This is a genomic window from Abyssibacter profundi (assembly GCF_003151135.1).
Lineage (GTDB): Bacteria > Pseudomonadota > Gammaproteobacteria > Nevskiales > OUC007 > Abyssibacter > Abyssibacter profundi.
In genome coordinates this window covers 128750-144104 of the sequence record NZ_QEQK01000007.1, presented here as the reverse complement: position 1 = coordinate 144104, position 15355 = coordinate 128750, and the positions used below count along the sequence as shown (strand labels likewise).

At 64.3% G+C, this 15355-nt stretch carries 14 protein-coding genes; 9 read left to right on the top strand and 5 right to left on the bottom strand.

The genetic code is table 11. From position 1 onward, the window contains the following. Nucleotides 1–145 precede the first annotated feature (145 nt). The 3 genes from tsaD to folK are packed head-to-tail and all read left to right on the top strand — an operon-like array spanning nucleotide 146 to nucleotide 2005. Nucleotides 146–1156: a tRNA (adenosine(37)-N6)-threonylcarbamoyltransferase complex transferase subunit TsaD gene (tsaD, locus tag DEH80_RS09420; protein ID WP_109720240.1), complete on the top strand. Its 1011-nt coding sequence runs from the start codon at nucleotides 146–148 to the stop codon at nucleotides 1154–1156. Next, nucleotides 1147–1515 carry a dihydroneopterin aldolase gene (folB, locus tag DEH80_RS09415; RefSeq protein WP_109720239.1) on the top strand — a complete coding sequence of 123 codons (369 nt, stop codon included), beginning with the start codon at nucleotides 1147–1149 and terminating at the stop codon, nucleotides 1513–1515. The genes tsaD and folB overlap by 10 nt, the downstream gene beginning before the upstream one ends. Then, a complete protein-coding gene (gene folK / locus DEH80_RS09410; RefSeq protein WP_109720348.1) occupies nucleotides 1508–2005 on the top strand; it encodes a 2-amino-4-hydroxy-6-hydroxymethyldihydropteridine diphosphokinase in 498 nt (165 codons plus the stop codon). Before folB ends, folK begins: the two co-directional genes overlap by 8 nt. Nucleotides 2006–2026: 21 nt before the next feature. Here the strand turns inward: folK and DEH80_RS09405 are convergent, their stop codons facing one another. From DEH80_RS09405 to glyQ, 3 genes are read right to left on the bottom strand one after another with little or no spacing between them, the layout of a single operon-like run. Beyond that, nucleotides 2027–2557, bottom strand: coding sequence for a D-glycero-alpha-D-manno-heptose-1,7-bisphosphate 7-phosphatase (locus tag DEH80_RS09405; protein WP_165831393.1), 531 nt, complete (start codon nucleotides 2555–2557; stop codon nucleotides 2027–2029). Between the two features lie 22 nt (nucleotides 2558–2579). Next, complete coding sequence (glyS, locus tag DEH80_RS09400; protein WP_109720237.1) at nucleotides 2580–4619, bottom strand: glycine--tRNA ligase subunit beta; 2040 nt, start codon at nucleotides 4617–4619, stop codon at nucleotides 2580–2582. 14 nt (nucleotides 4620–4633) lie between these two features. Then, nucleotides 4634–5539, bottom strand: a complete 906-nt coding sequence (gene glyQ, locus DEH80_RS09395; protein WP_109720236.1) for a glycine--tRNA ligase subunit alpha — start codon at nucleotides 5537–5539, stop codon at nucleotides 4634–4636. Between the two features lie 174 nt (nucleotides 5540–5713). Between glyQ and glnA the strand changes: the two genes are divergently transcribed. From glnA to ntrC, 4 genes are all read left to right on the top strand, one after another. Beyond that, nucleotides 5714–7123 carry a glutamate--ammonia ligase gene (glnA, locus tag DEH80_RS09390; RefSeq protein ID WP_109720235.1) on the top strand — a complete coding sequence of 470 codons (1410 nt, stop codon included), beginning with the start codon at nucleotides 5714–5716 and terminating at the stop codon, nucleotides 7121–7123. Between the two features lie 228 nt (nucleotides 7124–7351). Further along, entirely contained in the window at nucleotides 7352–7891 is a 540-nt protein-coding gene (locus tag DEH80_RS09385) for a DUF4124 domain-containing protein (protein ID WP_165831392.1), read from the top strand. A 96-nt stretch (nucleotides 7892–7987) separates the two neighbouring features. After that, nucleotides 7988–9082 (top strand): nitrogen regulation protein NR(II), encoded by a 1095-nt coding sequence (gene glnL / locus DEH80_RS09380; protein ID WP_109720233.1) that lies wholly within the window; start codon nucleotides 7988–7990, stop codon nucleotides 9080–9082. Beyond that, nucleotides 9079–10515 (top strand): nitrogen regulation protein NR(I), encoded by a 1437-nt coding sequence (gene ntrC, locus DEH80_RS09375; protein ID WP_243412781.1) that lies wholly within the window; start codon nucleotides 9079–9081, stop codon nucleotides 10513–10515. The genes glnL and ntrC overlap by 4 nt, the downstream gene beginning before the upstream one ends. Nucleotides 10516–10537: 22 nt before the next feature. Here the strand turns inward: ntrC and DEH80_RS09370 are convergent, their stop codons facing one another. Both DEH80_RS09370 and DEH80_RS09365 read right to left on the bottom strand, forming a co-directional pair. Then, nucleotides 10538–11329, bottom strand: coding sequence for a ZIP family metal transporter (locus DEH80_RS09370; RefSeq protein ID WP_109720231.1), 792 nt, complete (start codon nucleotides 11327–11329; stop codon nucleotides 10538–10540). A 90-nt stretch (nucleotides 11330–11419) separates the two neighbouring features. Beyond that, a complete protein-coding gene (locus tag DEH80_RS09365) occupies nucleotides 11420–12466 on the bottom strand; it encodes a DUF4423 domain-containing protein (protein WP_109720230.1) in 1047 nt (348 codons plus the stop codon). 116 nt (nucleotides 12467–12582) lie between these two features. Between DEH80_RS09365 and DEH80_RS09360 the strand changes: the two genes are divergently transcribed. Both DEH80_RS09360 and DEH80_RS09355 read left to right on the top strand, forming a co-directional pair. Beyond that, nucleotides 12583–13290 carry a hypothetical protein gene (locus tag DEH80_RS09360; protein ID WP_109720229.1) on the top strand — a complete coding sequence of 236 codons (708 nt, stop codon included), beginning with the start codon at nucleotides 12583–12585 and terminating at the stop codon, nucleotides 13288–13290. Next, nucleotides 13287–15332 (top strand): beta-propeller domain-containing protein, encoded by a 2046-nt coding sequence (locus DEH80_RS09355; RefSeq protein WP_109720228.1) that lies wholly within the window; start codon nucleotides 13287–13289, stop codon nucleotides 15330–15332. The genes DEH80_RS09360 and DEH80_RS09355 overlap by 4 nt, the downstream gene beginning before the upstream one ends. Nucleotides 15333–15355 lie beyond the last annotated feature (23 nt).

Sequence of the window (15355 nt, the reverse complement as noted above, 5' to 3'; positions counted from 1 at the left end):
CAGAAAGGGACGCGGATTCTAATGGCGTGGTTTGCGTTTTTCAACGGCAAATTTACAACGGGCGAATTCCCCGGATAATCCGCCCCCTTCCATTCACTCGGCGAGCTGCCGCCAGGCGGCTTCGTGATCAGCCCAGCCCCGACGCGTGACCACTGTTCTCGGCATCGAAACTTCTTGCGACGAAACCGGCGTTGCGGTCTATGACAGCCAGCGCGGGCTGCTGTCCGAGGCCTTGTTCAGCCAGATCGCCCTGCATGCCGAACATGGGGGCGTGGTACCGGAGCTGGCCTCGCGGGACCACGTGCGTCGGCTGGCCGGGTTGGTGGACGAGGCATTGGCTTCGGCCGGCGTCGAGCAGACAGATTGTATCGCCTACACCGCCGGGCCTGGGCTGATCGGTGCGCTGATGGTTGGTGCGTCCTTCGCCACCGGGTTGGCGACGGCCTGGGGGCGACCGGTGATCCCCATTCATCATATGGAAGGCCATTTGTTGGCCCCGTTGATGACGGGCGAAGCACCGGATTTTCCGTTTGTGGCGCTGCTGGTTTCGGGCGGGCACACGCTGCTGGTCCAGGTCGAGGGGATTGGCCGCTACCGGCTGCTGGGCCAGACGCGCGATGATGCCGTGGGCGAGGCCTTCGACAAGACCGCCAAGCTATTGCAGCTGGATTACCCCGGCGGGCCGGCCGTGGCGCGGCTGGCCGAGCAGGGCGACCCGGCCCGTTTTCGCCTGCCCCGGCCTATGCTCGACAAGCCTGGGTTGGATTTCTCATTCTCCGGGCTCAAGACGGCGGTGTACCTGCTGGCGCAGGATCACCCCGAATCGCCGGCCGACATTGCCCGCGCCTTCGAGGAGGCTGTGGTCGAGACCTTGGCCACGAAATGCCAGCGGGCGCTGGCTCAGGCAGGCTGCGCCGATCTGCTCATTGCCGGCGGCGTGGCGGCCAACACGCGGTTGCGCCAAGCGCTGGCGGCATTGCCGGGCGTTCGGCTGCATACGCCGCCATTGGCCTTGTGCACCGACAATGGCGCCATGATTGCCCACGCTGGCGCGTTGCGCTTGGCCGATGCCATCGAGCAGCCGACCCGCATGCTGGCGCGACCGCGCTGGCCGCTGGATACCCTGGAACCACCCGGACAGTTTGCATGGACCTGATCTACCTGCGCGATCTGCGCATCGAGACCGTCATCGGCATTTTCGACTGGGAGCGCGAAATCAAACAGACGGTCGTCATCGACCTGGAAATGGGGGCCGATATTCGCCGCGCCGCCGAAACCGACGCCATCGAAGACACCTTGGACTACAAGTCGGTGGCCAAGCGCATCATCAGCTTTGTTGGCGAATCAAGCTTCCAACTGGTCGAGACCCTGAGCGATCGCATCGCCCGCATTATCGTCACCGAGTTCGACGTGCCTTACGTCAAAGTGGTCGTGAACAAGCAGGGTGCGGTGCGCGGCTCGCGGGATGTCGGCGTGATTATCGAGCGGCGCACCGAGGACTATGCCAGTGCCTGACGTGTTCGTCGGGGCGGGTAGTAACGACCGCGCCGAACAGCATCTCGCCCAGGGTGTGGCCTTGCTGGAAGACGCGCTGGGGCCTCTGCGCTGCTCGCCGGTTTATCGCAATCCGGCCGTGGGCTTTGATGGCGATGATTTCCTGAACTTTGTCATCGGCCTGCAAACCGATGTGCCGATGGCCGAGTGCATGCGGCGGCTGCGCGCCGTTGAGGACGCCTGCGGGCGCGATCGCTCGGGGCCCAAGTTCAGTCCGCGGACGCTGGACTTCGATCTGCTGATCTACGGTGATTTCGTGTCGACCGATCCGGCAATCGATGTGCCGCGCGAAGAAATTCTTCAGTACCCGTTCGTGCTCAAACCGCTGGCCGACCTGGCGCCAGAGGCCCGACATCCTGTCGTGGGGCGCAGCTATGCCGAGCTTTGGGCGGAGATGGCGGCCGATGTGCCGCCCGGCGCGCTCACACGGGTGAGCTGGTCGCCGCGTTAGCGTTGGCCGGGTGATAGGGCGTCAACCCAGGCGCGCCTGAACCAACGCGGGCAGGCCGTCGAACACGTCGACGGATTGCAGGGTGTCGCGGTGGGCCTCTTCGGTCGCCGCCCCGTGGCCTGTGCGGACCAACACGGGTTGGGCGCCGGCTGTCCGGGCGGCTTCGACATCGCTCCACTCGTCTCCCACCACCGGGATGGTCTGGGCGTCGATCTGCATGCGCCGAGCGATGTCAGCGATGAGCGCTGACTTGCCGGCCTGGCGGTCCTCGGCGTCGGCGTGGGGGTTGAAGGCAATGGCGTCAAAGCGCCCGGCAAACTGCCCCACGGCCTCCTGCATGCGTTGGTGTATGGCGAAGAGCTCGTCATGGGTCATGTCACCCGAGCCGAGCTGGGGTTGGTGGGTGACCACGCAGACGCGCACCCCGCTTTGATTCAGCCGTGCCACGGCTTCCAGGCTGCCCGGTAACGGGCGCCAGTCGGCGGGGCGGCGAACACCGCCATCGACAGGTTCGTTGAGCACGCCATCACGGCCGAGAATGATCAGCTTCATGGTGGCCAGTGTAGCGCGCGATTCAGCCGGAGAGATGCGAGAAGTCGGCGACTTGGCGCAGCAGCGCGTCGAGCTGCGTGAGCAGGCGCAGGCGGTTGCTGCGTACGGCGGCATCGTCGGCCATGACCATCACCTCCTCGAAGAACTGATCCACCGGTGCTTGCAGCGTGGCCAGCTGTTCCAGGGCGGCGGCGTAGTCGCCTTGCGATACAAAGGCGGTGACCTGTTCGGCCAGTCGGCTCATGGTGTCGAACAGGTCGCGTTCGGCATCGGCCTCGAACAGCGGGGTTTCGACGGTCGCCGTATCGGCCCCCGATTTCTTGAGGATATTGCGAACGCGCTTATGCGCAGCAGCCAGGCTGGCGGCTGCCGCCGAGCCCTGAAAGCTTCGCACGGCTTGGCAGCGGTGCTGGATGTCCAGTGGGTCGGCTAGCTCCAGCGCCGTGACGGCGTCGAACACATCCGCCCCCATGCCTTGATCGGCCAGCAGGCCGCGCAGGCGGTCGGCGAAGAACGCCTGCAGGGCATCAGGGGTATCGGATTCGCCATCCACTGGCTGATGCGCCACTGCGGCGGCGAGTGCAATACGCAAATCCAAGGGCTGCTCGGCTTCGAGCAAGATGCGCAGCACGCCCAATGCAGCGCGACGCAAGCCCAGCGGGTCGCGGTCGCCGGTGGGGCGATTGCCCAGTGCGAACTGGCCGGCGAGGGTGTCCAGTTTGTCGGCCAGGGCCAGCACGCGGCCGGCAGGCGTGGCGGGAATGGCGTCGGAGGGGCCGCGCGGCTGGTAGTGCTCGGCAATGGCGCCGGCAACGGCTTCGGGTTCACCGGACTCGCGGGCGTAGTAGCCGCCGACGATGCCTTCGAGCTCGGTGAACTCGAACACCATGTCGGTGACCAGGTCGGCCTTGGCCAGTGCGGCGGCGCGCGTGGCGGTGTCGGAATCCGCGCCCAGGGATTCGGCCAGCGTAGCGGCCAGGGCTTCCAGGCGACGGGTCTTGTCGGCATAGCTGCCGAGTCCTTTCTGGAAGGTGACCTTGTCGAGTCGTTCGCCGAACTGGGCCAGCGACTGCTTGCGGTCCTTCTCCCAGAAGAACAGGGCGTCTTCCAGGCGCGGGCGGACCACGCGTTCGTTGCCCAACACCACCTGCTGGATGTCCAGTGACTCGACATTGGCGACGGTGACGAAGCGGGGGAGTAGCCCCGCCTCGGCATTCCGCACGGGGAAGTAGCGCTGGTGGCTTTCGATGGTCGTGATCAACACCTCTGGCGGCATGGCCATGAAGCGTTCATCAATCTGCCCTGACAGGGCGACAGGCCATTCGACCAGCGCCGTGACCTCATCGACCAGCGCCGCATCCATCTGCGCGATCCCGCCGGCGCGTTCGGCCGTGCGCTTGACCTGCTGGGCGACGATTTTGCGGCGCTCCTCGAAGGAGGCGATGACCTGGTGGTCGAACAAGGTGGTTTCGTAGTCGCCAGCCTGTTCCAGCGCGATCGGCTCGGGGGCGTGGAAGCGATGCGCCGAGGTGAGGCGGTCGGCGGTCAGGCCGAACAGCTCCACCGGGATAACGGTGTGGCCATGCAGGCAGACCATCCACTGCACGGGACGCAGGAAGCCCTCGTCCAGGCTGCCCCAGCGCATGCGCTTGGGCGTGGTCAGCTTGCGGATGGACTCGATGATCAGCGGGGGCAGGATATCCGCCAGTGGCTGGCCGATTTCCTGGCCACGGAACACGTAATACGGGCCCTTGTCCGTTTCGATGGTGTCCAGCGCATCGACTTCGACGCCGCAGGAGCGTGCGAAGCCGGCGACCGCTTTCTCAGGGGCCTTGGTGGCCGGTCCGCGGCGTTCGATATCGCGGTCGGGCTGGCGGTCTGCAACATCGCGAATCAGCACGGCCAGGCGGCGCGGCGTGGCGAAGATGCGGGCCTCGCCGGCCTCCACGCCCAGCTCGGCCAGGCCATCGCTGACGCGTTGGCCCAGCTCCTTGGCCATGGCTTGCAACGGGGCGGGCGGCAGCTCTTCGCAGCCGAGTTCAAACAAGAGATCTGCGTTCATGGGTTCGGGATCGATCAGGCCGCGTCGACGGCTTGTTGCAGCATGGGGAAGCCCAGGGCCTCGCGTGCCTCGTAGTAGACCTTGGCCACATCACGGGCCATGGCGCGTACGCGCAGGATGACGTTCTGCCGTTCGGTCACGGAGATGGCCTTGCGGGCGTCCAGCAGGTTGAACAGGTGGCTGGCCTTGAGCATTTGCTCATAGGCCGGCAGCGGCAGCTTGGCCTCGACCAGCCGGGCGCAGGCCGCTTCGCATTCGGCAAACTGGGTGAACAGGGCATCGGTGTTGGCGTGTTCGAAGTTGTAGGTCGACTGCTCGACCTCGTTCTGGTGGAACACATCGCCGTAGGTCACCGTGCCGTTGGGGGTCTCGGCCCAGACCAAGTCGTAGACCGACTCCACGTCCTGGAGGTACATGGCCAGGCGCTCCAGCCCGTAGGTGATCTCCCCGGCGACGGGCTTGCATTCAATGCCGCCACATTGCTGGAAATAGGTGAACTGCGTGACTTCCATGCCGTTGAGCCAGACTTCCCAGCCCAGGCCCCAGGCGCCCAGCGTCGGCGATTCCCAGTTGTCCTCGACGAAGCGGATGTCATGGACCAGCGGGTCCAGGCCCAGCTCCGCCAGCGAATCCAGATACAGCTGCTGGAAATCGGGCGGCGAGGGCTTCATCAAGACCTGGAACTGGTAGTAGTGCTGCAGCCGGTTGGGGTTGTCGCCGTAACGGCCGTCGGTCGGCCGCCGCGACGGCTGCACATACGCCGTGTTCCACGGTTCGGGGCCGATGGCGCGCAGAAAGGTGGCCCAGTGGAAGGTGCCGGCGCCGACCTCCATGTCCAGTGGCTGGACAATCACGCAGCCGCGAGTTGCCCAGTAGTTCTGAAGGCGTAGGATCAGGTCCTGAAAAGTCAGCCGTTGCATGCGACGAGGCGTTTCATCTGGGTTGGAGAGCGCGCGAGTATACCGGCGTGGCGGTCCGGCTGCGGGTGCGGGGCTTTCGGACCGTTGGCATAAATGCTGCTTTTCCTGCAGCCCGGATGTCGGTCGCAAATGCGCTGGCATTCGCACTTACACAAACATTGTTGGAGAGGGTGGATGAAAGCCGAAGACGTTCTCAAGCTGATCAAGGACGAAGACGTCAAGTTTGTCGACTACCGTTTTGCCGATACGCGCGGCAAGGAACAGCACGTGACCGTGCCGTCGCATACGGTGGATGCGGATGAACTTGAAGGCGGGAAGATGTTCGACGGGTCCTCCATCTCCGGATGGAAGGGCATTAACGAGTCCGACATGATCCTGATGCCGGACACCGAGTCCGCCGTGATGGACCCCTTCTACGAAGAGTCCACGCTGATCATTCGCTGCGACGTGGTCGAGCCGTCCACCATGCAGGGCTATGAGCGTGATCCGCGTTCCCTGGCCAAGCGTGCCGAGGCTTACCTGAAGTCCACCGGCATCGGCGACACCGCCTTCTTCGGTCCGGAAAACGAGTTCTTCGTCTTTGAAGACGTGAAGTACGGCGCCGACATGAAGGGTGCTTTCTATTCCATCGATTCCGAAGAGGCCAGCTGGAACTCCGGCAAGGTCTACGAAGACGGCAACCTGGGCCATCGCCCGGGCGTCAAGGGTGGTTACTTCCCGGTCCCGCCGGTCGATTCCCTGCAGGACATCCGCTCGGCCATGTGCCTGGCGCTGGAAGACATGGGCATCCCGACCGAAGTGCATCACCATGAGGTGGCCACGGCCGGTCAGTGCGAAATCGGCGTCAAGTTCAACACCCTGGTCAAGAAGGCCGACGAGGTGCTGACGCTCAAGTACGCCGTACAGAACGTGGCTTACGCCTACGGCAAGACCGCCACCTTCATGCCCAAGCCGCTGGTCGGCGACAACGGCAACGGAATGCACGTGCACCAGTCCATCTCCAAGGACGGCGTGAACCTGTTCTCCGGTGACGGCGTAGGCGGGCTGTCCGAAACCGCGCTGTACTACATCGGCGGCATCATCAAGCACGCCAAGGCGATCAACGCCTTCGCAAACGCCTCGACCAACAGCTACAAGCGCCTGGTCAAGGGCTTTGAAGCCCCGACGCTGCTGGCCTACTCGGCCCGTAACCGGTCGGCTTCGATCCGTATCCCGTACATCGCCAACCCGAAGGGCCGCCGGATCGAGGTGCGCTTCCCGGATTCCACCGCCAACCCGTACTTCGCCTTTGCCGCGATGCTGATGGCTGGCCTGGACGGCATCCAGAATAAGATCCACCCCGGCGACCCGATGGACAAGGATCTCTACGACCTGCCGCCGGAAGAGGAAAAGGCGATTCCGCAGGTGGCCTACAGCCTGGAGCAGGCGCTGGACGCGCTGGACAAGGATCGCGAGTTCCTGAAGGCCGGTGGCGTGTTTACCGACGATCTCATCGACGGTTACATTGAGCTGAAGAGCGAAGAGGTCTCGCTGATGAAGATGACCACGCATCCGGTCGAGTTCCAGATGTACTACTCGCTGTAAATCGGTCTCCTCACCGGTCGGGCCTGATGGATTGCCCGGCCGGTGTTTTTGAGACTTCAGGCCGGATTGAGTCCGGTCGTGTCCGCGATGCGGGCACAGCCAACAGGCCCCGGCATTGGACCGGGGCCTGTTCGTTTCAGCGCCACGAAACCGTGGCCGCCGTGGTCTGGCGGGGCGGCGTATGATCAGGCGCGGGGCACTCCACCGGGCCAAACAGGTCGAAGCAATATGACCAAGTACATCGTGTTCTTGTGCTGGCTGGGCGCGCTGCCCGGGCTGGTCGCAGCCGGCGAAATCTATCGCTATGTCGATGAGCAGGGGCGTGTGCACTACACGGATGAGCCGCCGCCGCAGTACGAGCGCAAGGCCGAGGCGCTGACTCTGGACGGCGTGCAGACCTATGAAGGTCGCCGCCTGCAGACCCAGCCGCGGGCGCCCCGGCGCGAGTCAGATGACCGCGGCGAGGTTGGTTACGAGCGCGTGCAGCTGATGCGTCCCGCATCGGAGCAGACCATTCGTGACCCCAGCCACACGCTCACCGTGTCGGTGCAAGTCGCCCCGCCGCTGCGCACCAAGTTGGGTCATCGCCTGCAGTATTTTCTCGATGGCCAGCCGGCTGGGGCACCGACCACGTCAACCAGCCGGACGCTGACCGAGGTTTACCGAGGAACACACACGGTGCAGGTGGTTGTGGTCGATGGATCGGGGCGGCAGTTGGCACAGACGGAACGCCGCACCGTGTTCATGAAGCCCCCGTCGGTGAACTGACGCCGCCCCTGCGGGTGCAGAGATCGATGGTGAGGCGCACTGTTATGGTGCGCACTGTGGGGTCGGCTATGGCCTGTTCATTGCTTGGGAGTCTGCATGTTGTCTCGTGGTGCAACGTCTCCAAAACTCGGCACGGTCCTCGATGGCCTGAGCACGGCCATCGTCTGCCTGGACGAGGCGCTTAACGTCGTTTATCTCAACGCGGCGGCTGAAATGCTGTTCGCGACCGGCGCCCGGCATGTGTTGGGCGAGCCGGTGAGTCGCGGGGTTCCGCTGATTGCGCCACTGGAGTCCCGCTGCCGCGAGGTGCTGGAACTGGGGGCACCGATGATCGAGCGCGAGATCTCCCTGCGACGCAGCGGCGAGGACGCGATCATCGTCGATTGCACGTTCTCGCCCCAGGCGGACTCGAAGCGTCGCCCATTGTTGTTGTTGGAATTCTTCCGCCTCGATCGGCACATGCGCATCACCCGGGATGAGCAAACCCTGGCGCATCAGAAGCTCAATCGTGAAATCGTCCGCGGGCTGGCGCATGAGATCAAGAATCCGCTCGGCGGGTTGCGCGGCGCCGCGCAGCTGCTGGAGCGCGAGCTGCCCGATCAAAGCCTGGCGGAGTTCACGCGGATCATCATTCGCGAGGCTGACCGGCTGCAGCGGCTTGTGGATCAAATGTTGGGTCCGTCACGGCGGCCGCATCCCACGGAACTCAATATTCACGAGGTGCTGGAGCATGTGCGCCAACTCGTGGAGATCGACGGGTTCAGCGATATCGACATCGTTCGCGATTACGACCCCAGCCTGCCGGATGTCTATGGCGATCGGGAGCAGCTGATCCAGGTGTTCCTGAACATTCTGCGCAATGCGGTGCAGGCGTTGGCTGCCACCGCGGTGCGCTGCGGCACCATTCACATTCGTTCGCGTGCGCGACGCCAGTTCACGATCGGGGCCACGCGTCATCGCCTGGTCGCACAAGTGGATGTCGAGGACAACGGCCCGGGCATCGACCGCGACATGCAGGACAAGATTTTCTACCCCCTGGTGACCTCCCGCGCCGATGGCACGGGACTTGGCCTGTCAATTGCTCAGTACCTGGTCCAGAACCACGGGGGATTCATCGAATGCAACAGTCGGCGGGGTCGCACGGTGTTTTCCGTGTATCTCCCGATATCGCCGGAGGGCCGCAACACGTGAAGGCATGGATCGTCGACGATGACGAATCAATTCGCTGGGTGCTGCAGCGCGCACTGGGCGCGCATGACGTGGACGTCAAGAGCTTCCCGGGCGGTGTGGAGATGTTGGATGAGCTGGAGAGCGACATGCCTGACGTGTTGCTCACCGACATCCGCATGCCGGGTATCGATGGCTTGAAGCTGCTGGAGCGGGTCAAGGCACAGGCGCCGGATCTGCCCATCATCATCATGACCGCGCATTCGGACCTGGACAGCGCCGTGGCGGCGTATCGCAAGGGGGCATTCGAGTACCTGCCCAAGCCCTTTGACGTTGATGATGCCGTCGAGCTGGTGCAGCGCGCGGCCCGCATTGCAGGTGATGCGCAGGAAAACGGCCTGGATGCCCAGCAACGCGATGCCATCATCGTGGGTGAGGCGCCGGCCATGCAGGAGGTATTTCGCGCCATCGGAAGGCTGGCGCGTTCGCAGATCACGGTGATGATTACGGGCGAGTCCGGCACCGGTAAGGAGTTGGTTGCGCGCGCCTTGCATGAACATAGCCCCCGTGCCGGCAAGCCGTTCATCGCGGTCAACACGGCGGCCATCCCCAAGGATTTGATGGAGTCCGAGTTTTTCGGGCACGAAAAGGGTGCATTTACCGGTGCAACCGCGCTCCGCCGTGGTCGGTTTGAACAGGCGCATGGCGGCACCCTGTTCCTCGATGAAATCGGGGATATGCCGGCCGACCTGCAGACGCGCTTGTTGCGCGTGTTGTCGGACGGGCAGTTCTACCGTGTCGGCGGTCATGTGCCGGTGCAGGTGGACGTGCGAGTCATCGCGGCCACCAACCAGGAGCTGGAGTCGGCCGTCGAAGAGGGGCGTTTCCGCGAGGACCTGTACCACCGGCTCAATGTCATCCGGGTCCGTATCCCACCGTTGCGCGAACGCAAGTCCGACCTACCGCTCCTGATGACGCATTTCATGGCCCGCGCCGCGCGTGAGCTGGATGTCGAGCCCAAGAGAATTCTCAGCGACGCCATGCATCGACTGCAGGCCTTCGATTGGCCGGGCAATGTGCGACAAGCCGAGAACGTGTGCCGCTGGATGACGGTCATGGCCCCGGGTCAGGATATTCACGCCGATGACCTGCCGCCGGAAGTATTGGGCGGCGATGTGCCACCACCGCCGACAGACGCGGCTGCGCCGACCGTTGGGGACGCACCGGCAGTGGCTGGGTCAGGCCATTGGGATGATCAGCTGGCGCAGTGGGCACGGCAGCGGCTGGCCGATGGTTCGACAGGCGTGGCCCAGGCAGCCATGGCGCAGGTCGAGCAAACGCTGATGGATGTCGCGCTGGAGCATAGTCACGGCCACAAGCAGGAGGCGGCCCGCCTGCTGGGCTGGGGGCGCAATACGCTCACGCGCAAACTGAAGGAACACGGTCGACCGGAGTAACTGGCCGGGCGTCGGCGCGGGTTCAGCCCAGTGTCGTATCCAGGAACATCATCACCACCATGCCGGTCATGAGCGCGAAGGTGGCTGGCGTCTCGAATCCACGCCGATGGGTTTCGGGAATGATCTCGTCGCTGATGATGTAGAGCATCGCGCCGGCGGCTGCTCCCAGCACGGCTGGCAGGGCCAGTTCTGCCAGGCTTCCCGCCGCGGCGCCGATGAGGCCGCCAAGGGGTTCGGCGGCGCCGGTCAGTGCGCCCCAGCCGAACGCGGCTTTGCGCGAGTAACCAATCGCCAGCAGGGACACCGCAACGGCCAGACCTTCGGGAATGTTCTGCAGGCCGATGCCCACGGCCAGCCCGGCGCCATTGCCGGGGTCGCCAGTGGCAAATCCGACACCCACCGCCATACCCTCCGGCAGGTTGTGCAGGGTGATCGCGATGATGAACAGCCAGATCCGTTTTAGCTGCACCTGGTCCGGTCCCTCCCGTCCCAGCACAAAGTGCTCGTGCGGCAGGTGTTCGTGCAGCAGCCAAAGCCCGATGGCACCCAGCATGACGCCTCCAATCACGATGAGCGCTGCCAGGACCTCGTGATCGAGGCGGGCGTTGGCGATGTCCAGGCCAGGCAGTATCAATGAGAAGAAGGAGGCGGCCAGCATGATGCCGGCGGCGGCACTTAGCAGCATGTCCTCAAGCTTGGGCGACAGCCGCTGGATGGCGAACACGCCCGCCGCGCCCACGGCCGTGCAGGCTCCGGCGGCGGTGCTGCCCAGTAAACCGAGCCAGAATGGGCTGGTGATCAGCGCGTCAGACATGGGCGCGCCGCGTTGATGGTCCGGACCTGGGCTGGGATGCTGGCATTCAGCGAGTGTGCCGGCGGCACCGCCGGGTTGTCGATGGGTGCATCAGTCCTCGCCTTCGATTGGCTGCGGATTTGGGCGCACGGGCGTGGTCGGCCGTGCCGGAGGTCCCAGCGGGCCTTGGTCCAGCGCAAAGAGTTGAACATTGGCGACCAGGACCCGTTCTGCCGGGGTGGACTCGGCCACGATGGACCGCAACTGGCGGAAGTACCCCAGATGCAAGCGCCGCAGGCGTTCGACATCGCGCTCGGAGACGGAGAAAACGTTGTAGGAGAACAACCCATCGGAGTCCGCGCTGAGTTGGTCCAGGGCTGTCTGCGCCCAGAATTGCTTGTTGCGCACGCCCAAGGCGCGGTCGCGTCGGGTATCGAGGGCCTCGCTGCCCGATAACTGCCACCGCCGACCGTCCCAGCTGATCTGTCCACCGGCTTCGAGTGCCGTGAGGCAATCGGCCTCGACCTGCGGTGGCAGTCCGATGCGCTTGGCGATCCAGCCCGGCTCATGAACAGGCAGGCGCTGGTAGGCCTGTAGTTCGATGACGCGCAGCACAGCCTGTGTCCAGGGCAGGGCATAGGCAGCGCGGCGTTGCGCCTCCAGCCGGGACCAGGCCGGCCCCACGCTGGGTAGCGATTGAATCGGAGCCGCCGCGGCCAGCCAATCCAGTAGCCGCAGACTCAGGGCATCGATCAGTGCCAAGAAGGTCGGCAGCCGCGGTTGGGTTTGCCCGGACAAGGCGCGGGATACGGCGAAACGGCTGAGCCCGGCTCGTGTGGCGATGTCATCGATGGGCGTGCGGCCACGCAGGTCATTCAGCGCCGCGACCACGCCAGCGGGGGTATCGGGAGCAATGTGATCCAACCAGCCGGGCCTTGCGCCGTAGAACGATTCCCAGATACGCACAGCGGAACGCTCGCCCAGGCCTGCGGCACGCAGCGCCTCGGCGGCGGTCGGAAAGCGTCGGCCTGCCTCCCAGGCGTAGACCACGTTGCTGCGATAACCCAACCGCCGGGACTGAGCCGGTTGGGAGCGTTGGCCGCGCCAACTGCGCAGCAACTCGCGGCTGATGGCATGTAGATCGTAATCGTCGCTCATCTAGCAAATATGCACAGAAAAACGCGTATCCGCCACATGAAACGTGCATTAAAGCTGTAGCTCGTTACGCGGATTGGGCGAATAATGAAGGTCGAAGAATCGACCGAGCCTGTCCGATGCCGCACCGTCTGTTTCGTCATTTAATGCTTGCGCATGCCGTGATCGCCTCGCTGGTATTGGGCGCTTGCGCGGGTGGTCAGTCGGGCAGCGAAAGCCCGGTCGGGACAGGCGAAGAGCCACCGGCCACGGACGCCGGGCTGGCGGGCTGTGTGGAGGCCAGTCGCCACGCCATCGGGCGCGATGAGCCGACCACGCTCGGTTTCACGGCGCAGGACATGCTGGACTTGGCCGCGGGCAGTCAGCGGGCGACATTGGATTTCTCCACCTCCACGCAACCCGGCGACACCAGCGGTTTGACCGTGACGGTGTCTGATCTCGGCGAGGTCGCGGAGTTTGTCGATGCGTCGCCGGGTGAATCCTCGCCCGGCGCCGGCTGCCCGGATTTCGTCGTGCTGACCGTGCAGCTGGAGCTGACCAGCGACGACGGTCGGTTCGATGAAACCCTGACCGCACCGCTGGTGGCCTTCCAGGCCAGCGAAGCCGGCGCCATCGTCGAAGTGGACGCCGATGCGCTGGCGGGTAGCTACGACTATGCCAGCGCCGATCCGGAGACCTACGCGTCACGAGTGGTGATCTTCAACGCGAGTTTTGTTGCCGATGGCACCACGGGCCGGGTCAGCGGCACCGGCACGCGGATGGATGGCACCGAACACACGGTCACCATCGCACACTGGGGACAGGCTTCAGCAGGAGGAGCTCGATGAACAAGCAACAACTTTGTGTGGCCGTACTGGCCGGCGCCACGATCGGATTGACAGGCTGCGGCGGCAGCGGCGGTGGGAGCTCGGCGCTTAGCCGCCTGATTGCCCAGCGCACGCCGGCTGATGATCTCAAGATTCGCCCGGCCGCAGACTGTGACGACTGGCGGGCCTTTGCTGCCGAAAGCTTTGTGGAGCAATCGATTAGTCCGGTGTACGCCTTCGCGGCCGATGGCGATGTGGCGACACCGGGGGCCGCGGAAGATGTTGCGGCCGGCGCGCCCGAGTTCACCGAAACGAACACCCAGGAGGCCGGTGTCGACGAGGCCGATCTGCTGGAGACGGATAGCGCGCGAGGCCTGTTGTTCGCCGGCCATCGACCCTCGGCCAGTGTGCGGATATTCGATGCGGTGCCGGCTGGATCCACGGCCCAGGTCGGGCGCATTGATCTGGCGGGCGTTGATGGCCTGTATGGCATGTATCTCGACACCGAGCGCCAACGTTTGACGACGATTGCGCGGAGTCAGCAGGGGACGCAAGTCGACTTTTTCGATGTATCGGATCCAGGGAATCCGGTGCAGCTGAATCGATACCGGATCGACGGCTATTACCTCAGCTCCAGGCGCATCGACGATCGCCTGCATCTAATCGCCAGCCACTACTTCAATGGGCTGGACGGCTTGTACGGGCAGTCTGCCTATACCGACCGCGTCAACGCCTGGTTTGATGCCCAGGCCGAGGGCGATACGGAGCGCGCGGACGCGATTCGTGAGCAACTGGTGACACTGGCCTTGGACGCCGCCAACACCGCGCCGCTGTCCACGCTGGTTCCAAACCGGGCCAGCGGCGTGGGTGCCAGTGCTGTGCCCCTGGACTGCGCTGCGATCTATAAGCCGGACGTCCCCACGGCGATGGCGACGCTCTCCATTACCAGCGTGAATACGGATGGCAGCAATGCCTCTACGATCGCCTCGGTGAACAACGCCTGGGAGGTCTACGCCTCAGCCGACAACCTCTATCTGGCACAGACCAGCAATGGCTGGTTTTTTGCGCCGTTCCAGGTGGATCAGACGGCGGTTTATCGATTCGAGGTCAGCGAGGACGGTCCGGCCGTGCCGCGTGGCTCTGGTGTGGTCGACGGCTGGCTGCTCAATCGGTTTTCCATGAGCGAACATGACGGCCATCTGCGCCTGGCGACATCCCGACAGGACAGCTGCCAGAGCACGAATCCAGACACGGCCTGTCCTGCGGTGATGACCCCGACGAACGATGTCACGGTGCTACGACTGGACGACGACGCCCTGACCCAGGTCGGAAACGTCACCGGATTTGGGAATAACGAGCGTGTGTTTTCCGCCCGCTTTGTCGGGGATGTGGGCTATGTGGTGACCTTTGAGCAAATCGACCCCCTATTTACCTTCGATTTGTCCGATCCCACCGATCCGACGCTATTGGGTGAGGTGGAGATCCCCGGCTTTTCTTCCTACATCTATCCGCTGTCGGAGGATCATTTGTTGACCATCGGGCGCGCGGGTGGCGAAGGCGGGGTCGGCACCGGCAATGCCTTCCAGTTGCAGATCTTCGATGTCTCCGATCTAACCCAGCCGGCCCGGATCGCCGCTGCGACCCCGACCATCGAACCGGATGACTGGGCGTACTCGCTGGCCGAGCACGAGCCGCTGGCCTTCACCTACGCGCCGTCAACGGATACGGCCGGCCTGTTGAGCATACCGGCGCAGATCGGATCACCATCGGAATCGCGTGCATTTTCGGGCTTCATGACCTGGCGTATCGACACCGCCGGGCTGATCGAGGAAGCCCTGCGGATCGACCACAAACAAACCGGTGGTGGCGACAGCTGCCCGCCCACTGCCGAGGGCGGTGAGGGTGGTTGCACGAGTTTTGCCCCGGTGTTCTACAACCAGCCACTGCGCTCGGCGATCGCGACAGGCCTGTTGCAACAGACGGTGTACACCCTCTCCGACGCGTTTCTTGTCGTGACTGACGCCGATGCGGGCAGCGAGTTGGCGCGAATCGAACTCGAATGATCTGGCAACAAAAAGCCCACCCA

Bases quoted from the DNA above. Each gene is read 5' to 3' on its own strand.
- DEH80_RS09385 (WP_165831392.1), top strand. From the start codon at position 7,352: ATGACCAAGTACATCGTGTTCTTGTGCTGGCTGGGCGCGCTGCCCGGG.
- DEH80_RS09355 (WP_109720228.1), top strand. From the start codon at position 13,287: ATGAACAAGCAACAACTTTGTGTGGCCGTACTGGCCGGCGCCACGATC.
- DEH80_RS09365 (WP_109720230.1), bottom strand. From the start codon at position 12,466: ATGAGCGACGATTACGATCTACATGCCATCAGCCGCGAGTTGCTGCGC.
- glnL (WP_109720233.1), top strand. From the start codon at position 7,988: ATGTTGTCTCGTGGTGCAACGTCTCCAAAACTCGGCACGGTCCTCGAT.
- glyS (WP_109720237.1), bottom strand. From the start codon at position 4,619: ATGAACGCAGATCTCTTGTTTGAACTCGGCTGCGAAGAGCTGCCGCCC.
- DEH80_RS09370 (WP_109720231.1), bottom strand. From the start codon at position 11,329: ATGTCTGACGCGCTGATCACCAGCCCATTCTGGCTCGGTTTACTGGGC.
- glnA (WP_109720235.1), top strand. From the start codon at position 5,714: ATGAAAGCCGAAGACGTTCTCAAGCTGATCAAGGACGAAGACGTCAAG.
- folB (WP_109720239.1), top strand. From the start codon at position 1,147: ATGGACCTGATCTACCTGCGCGATCTGCGCATCGAGACCGTCATCGGC.
- DEH80_RS09405 (WP_165831393.1), bottom strand. From the start codon at position 2,557: ATGAAGCTGATCATTCTCGGCCGTGATGGCGTGCTCAACGAACCTGTC.
- DEH80_RS09360 (WP_109720229.1), top strand. From the start codon at position 12,583: ATGCCGCACCGTCTGTTTCGTCATTTAATGCTTGCGCATGCCGTGATC.
- glyQ (WP_109720236.1), bottom strand. From the start codon at position 5,539: ATGCAACGGCTGACTTTTCAGGACCTGATCCTACGCCTTCAGAACTAC.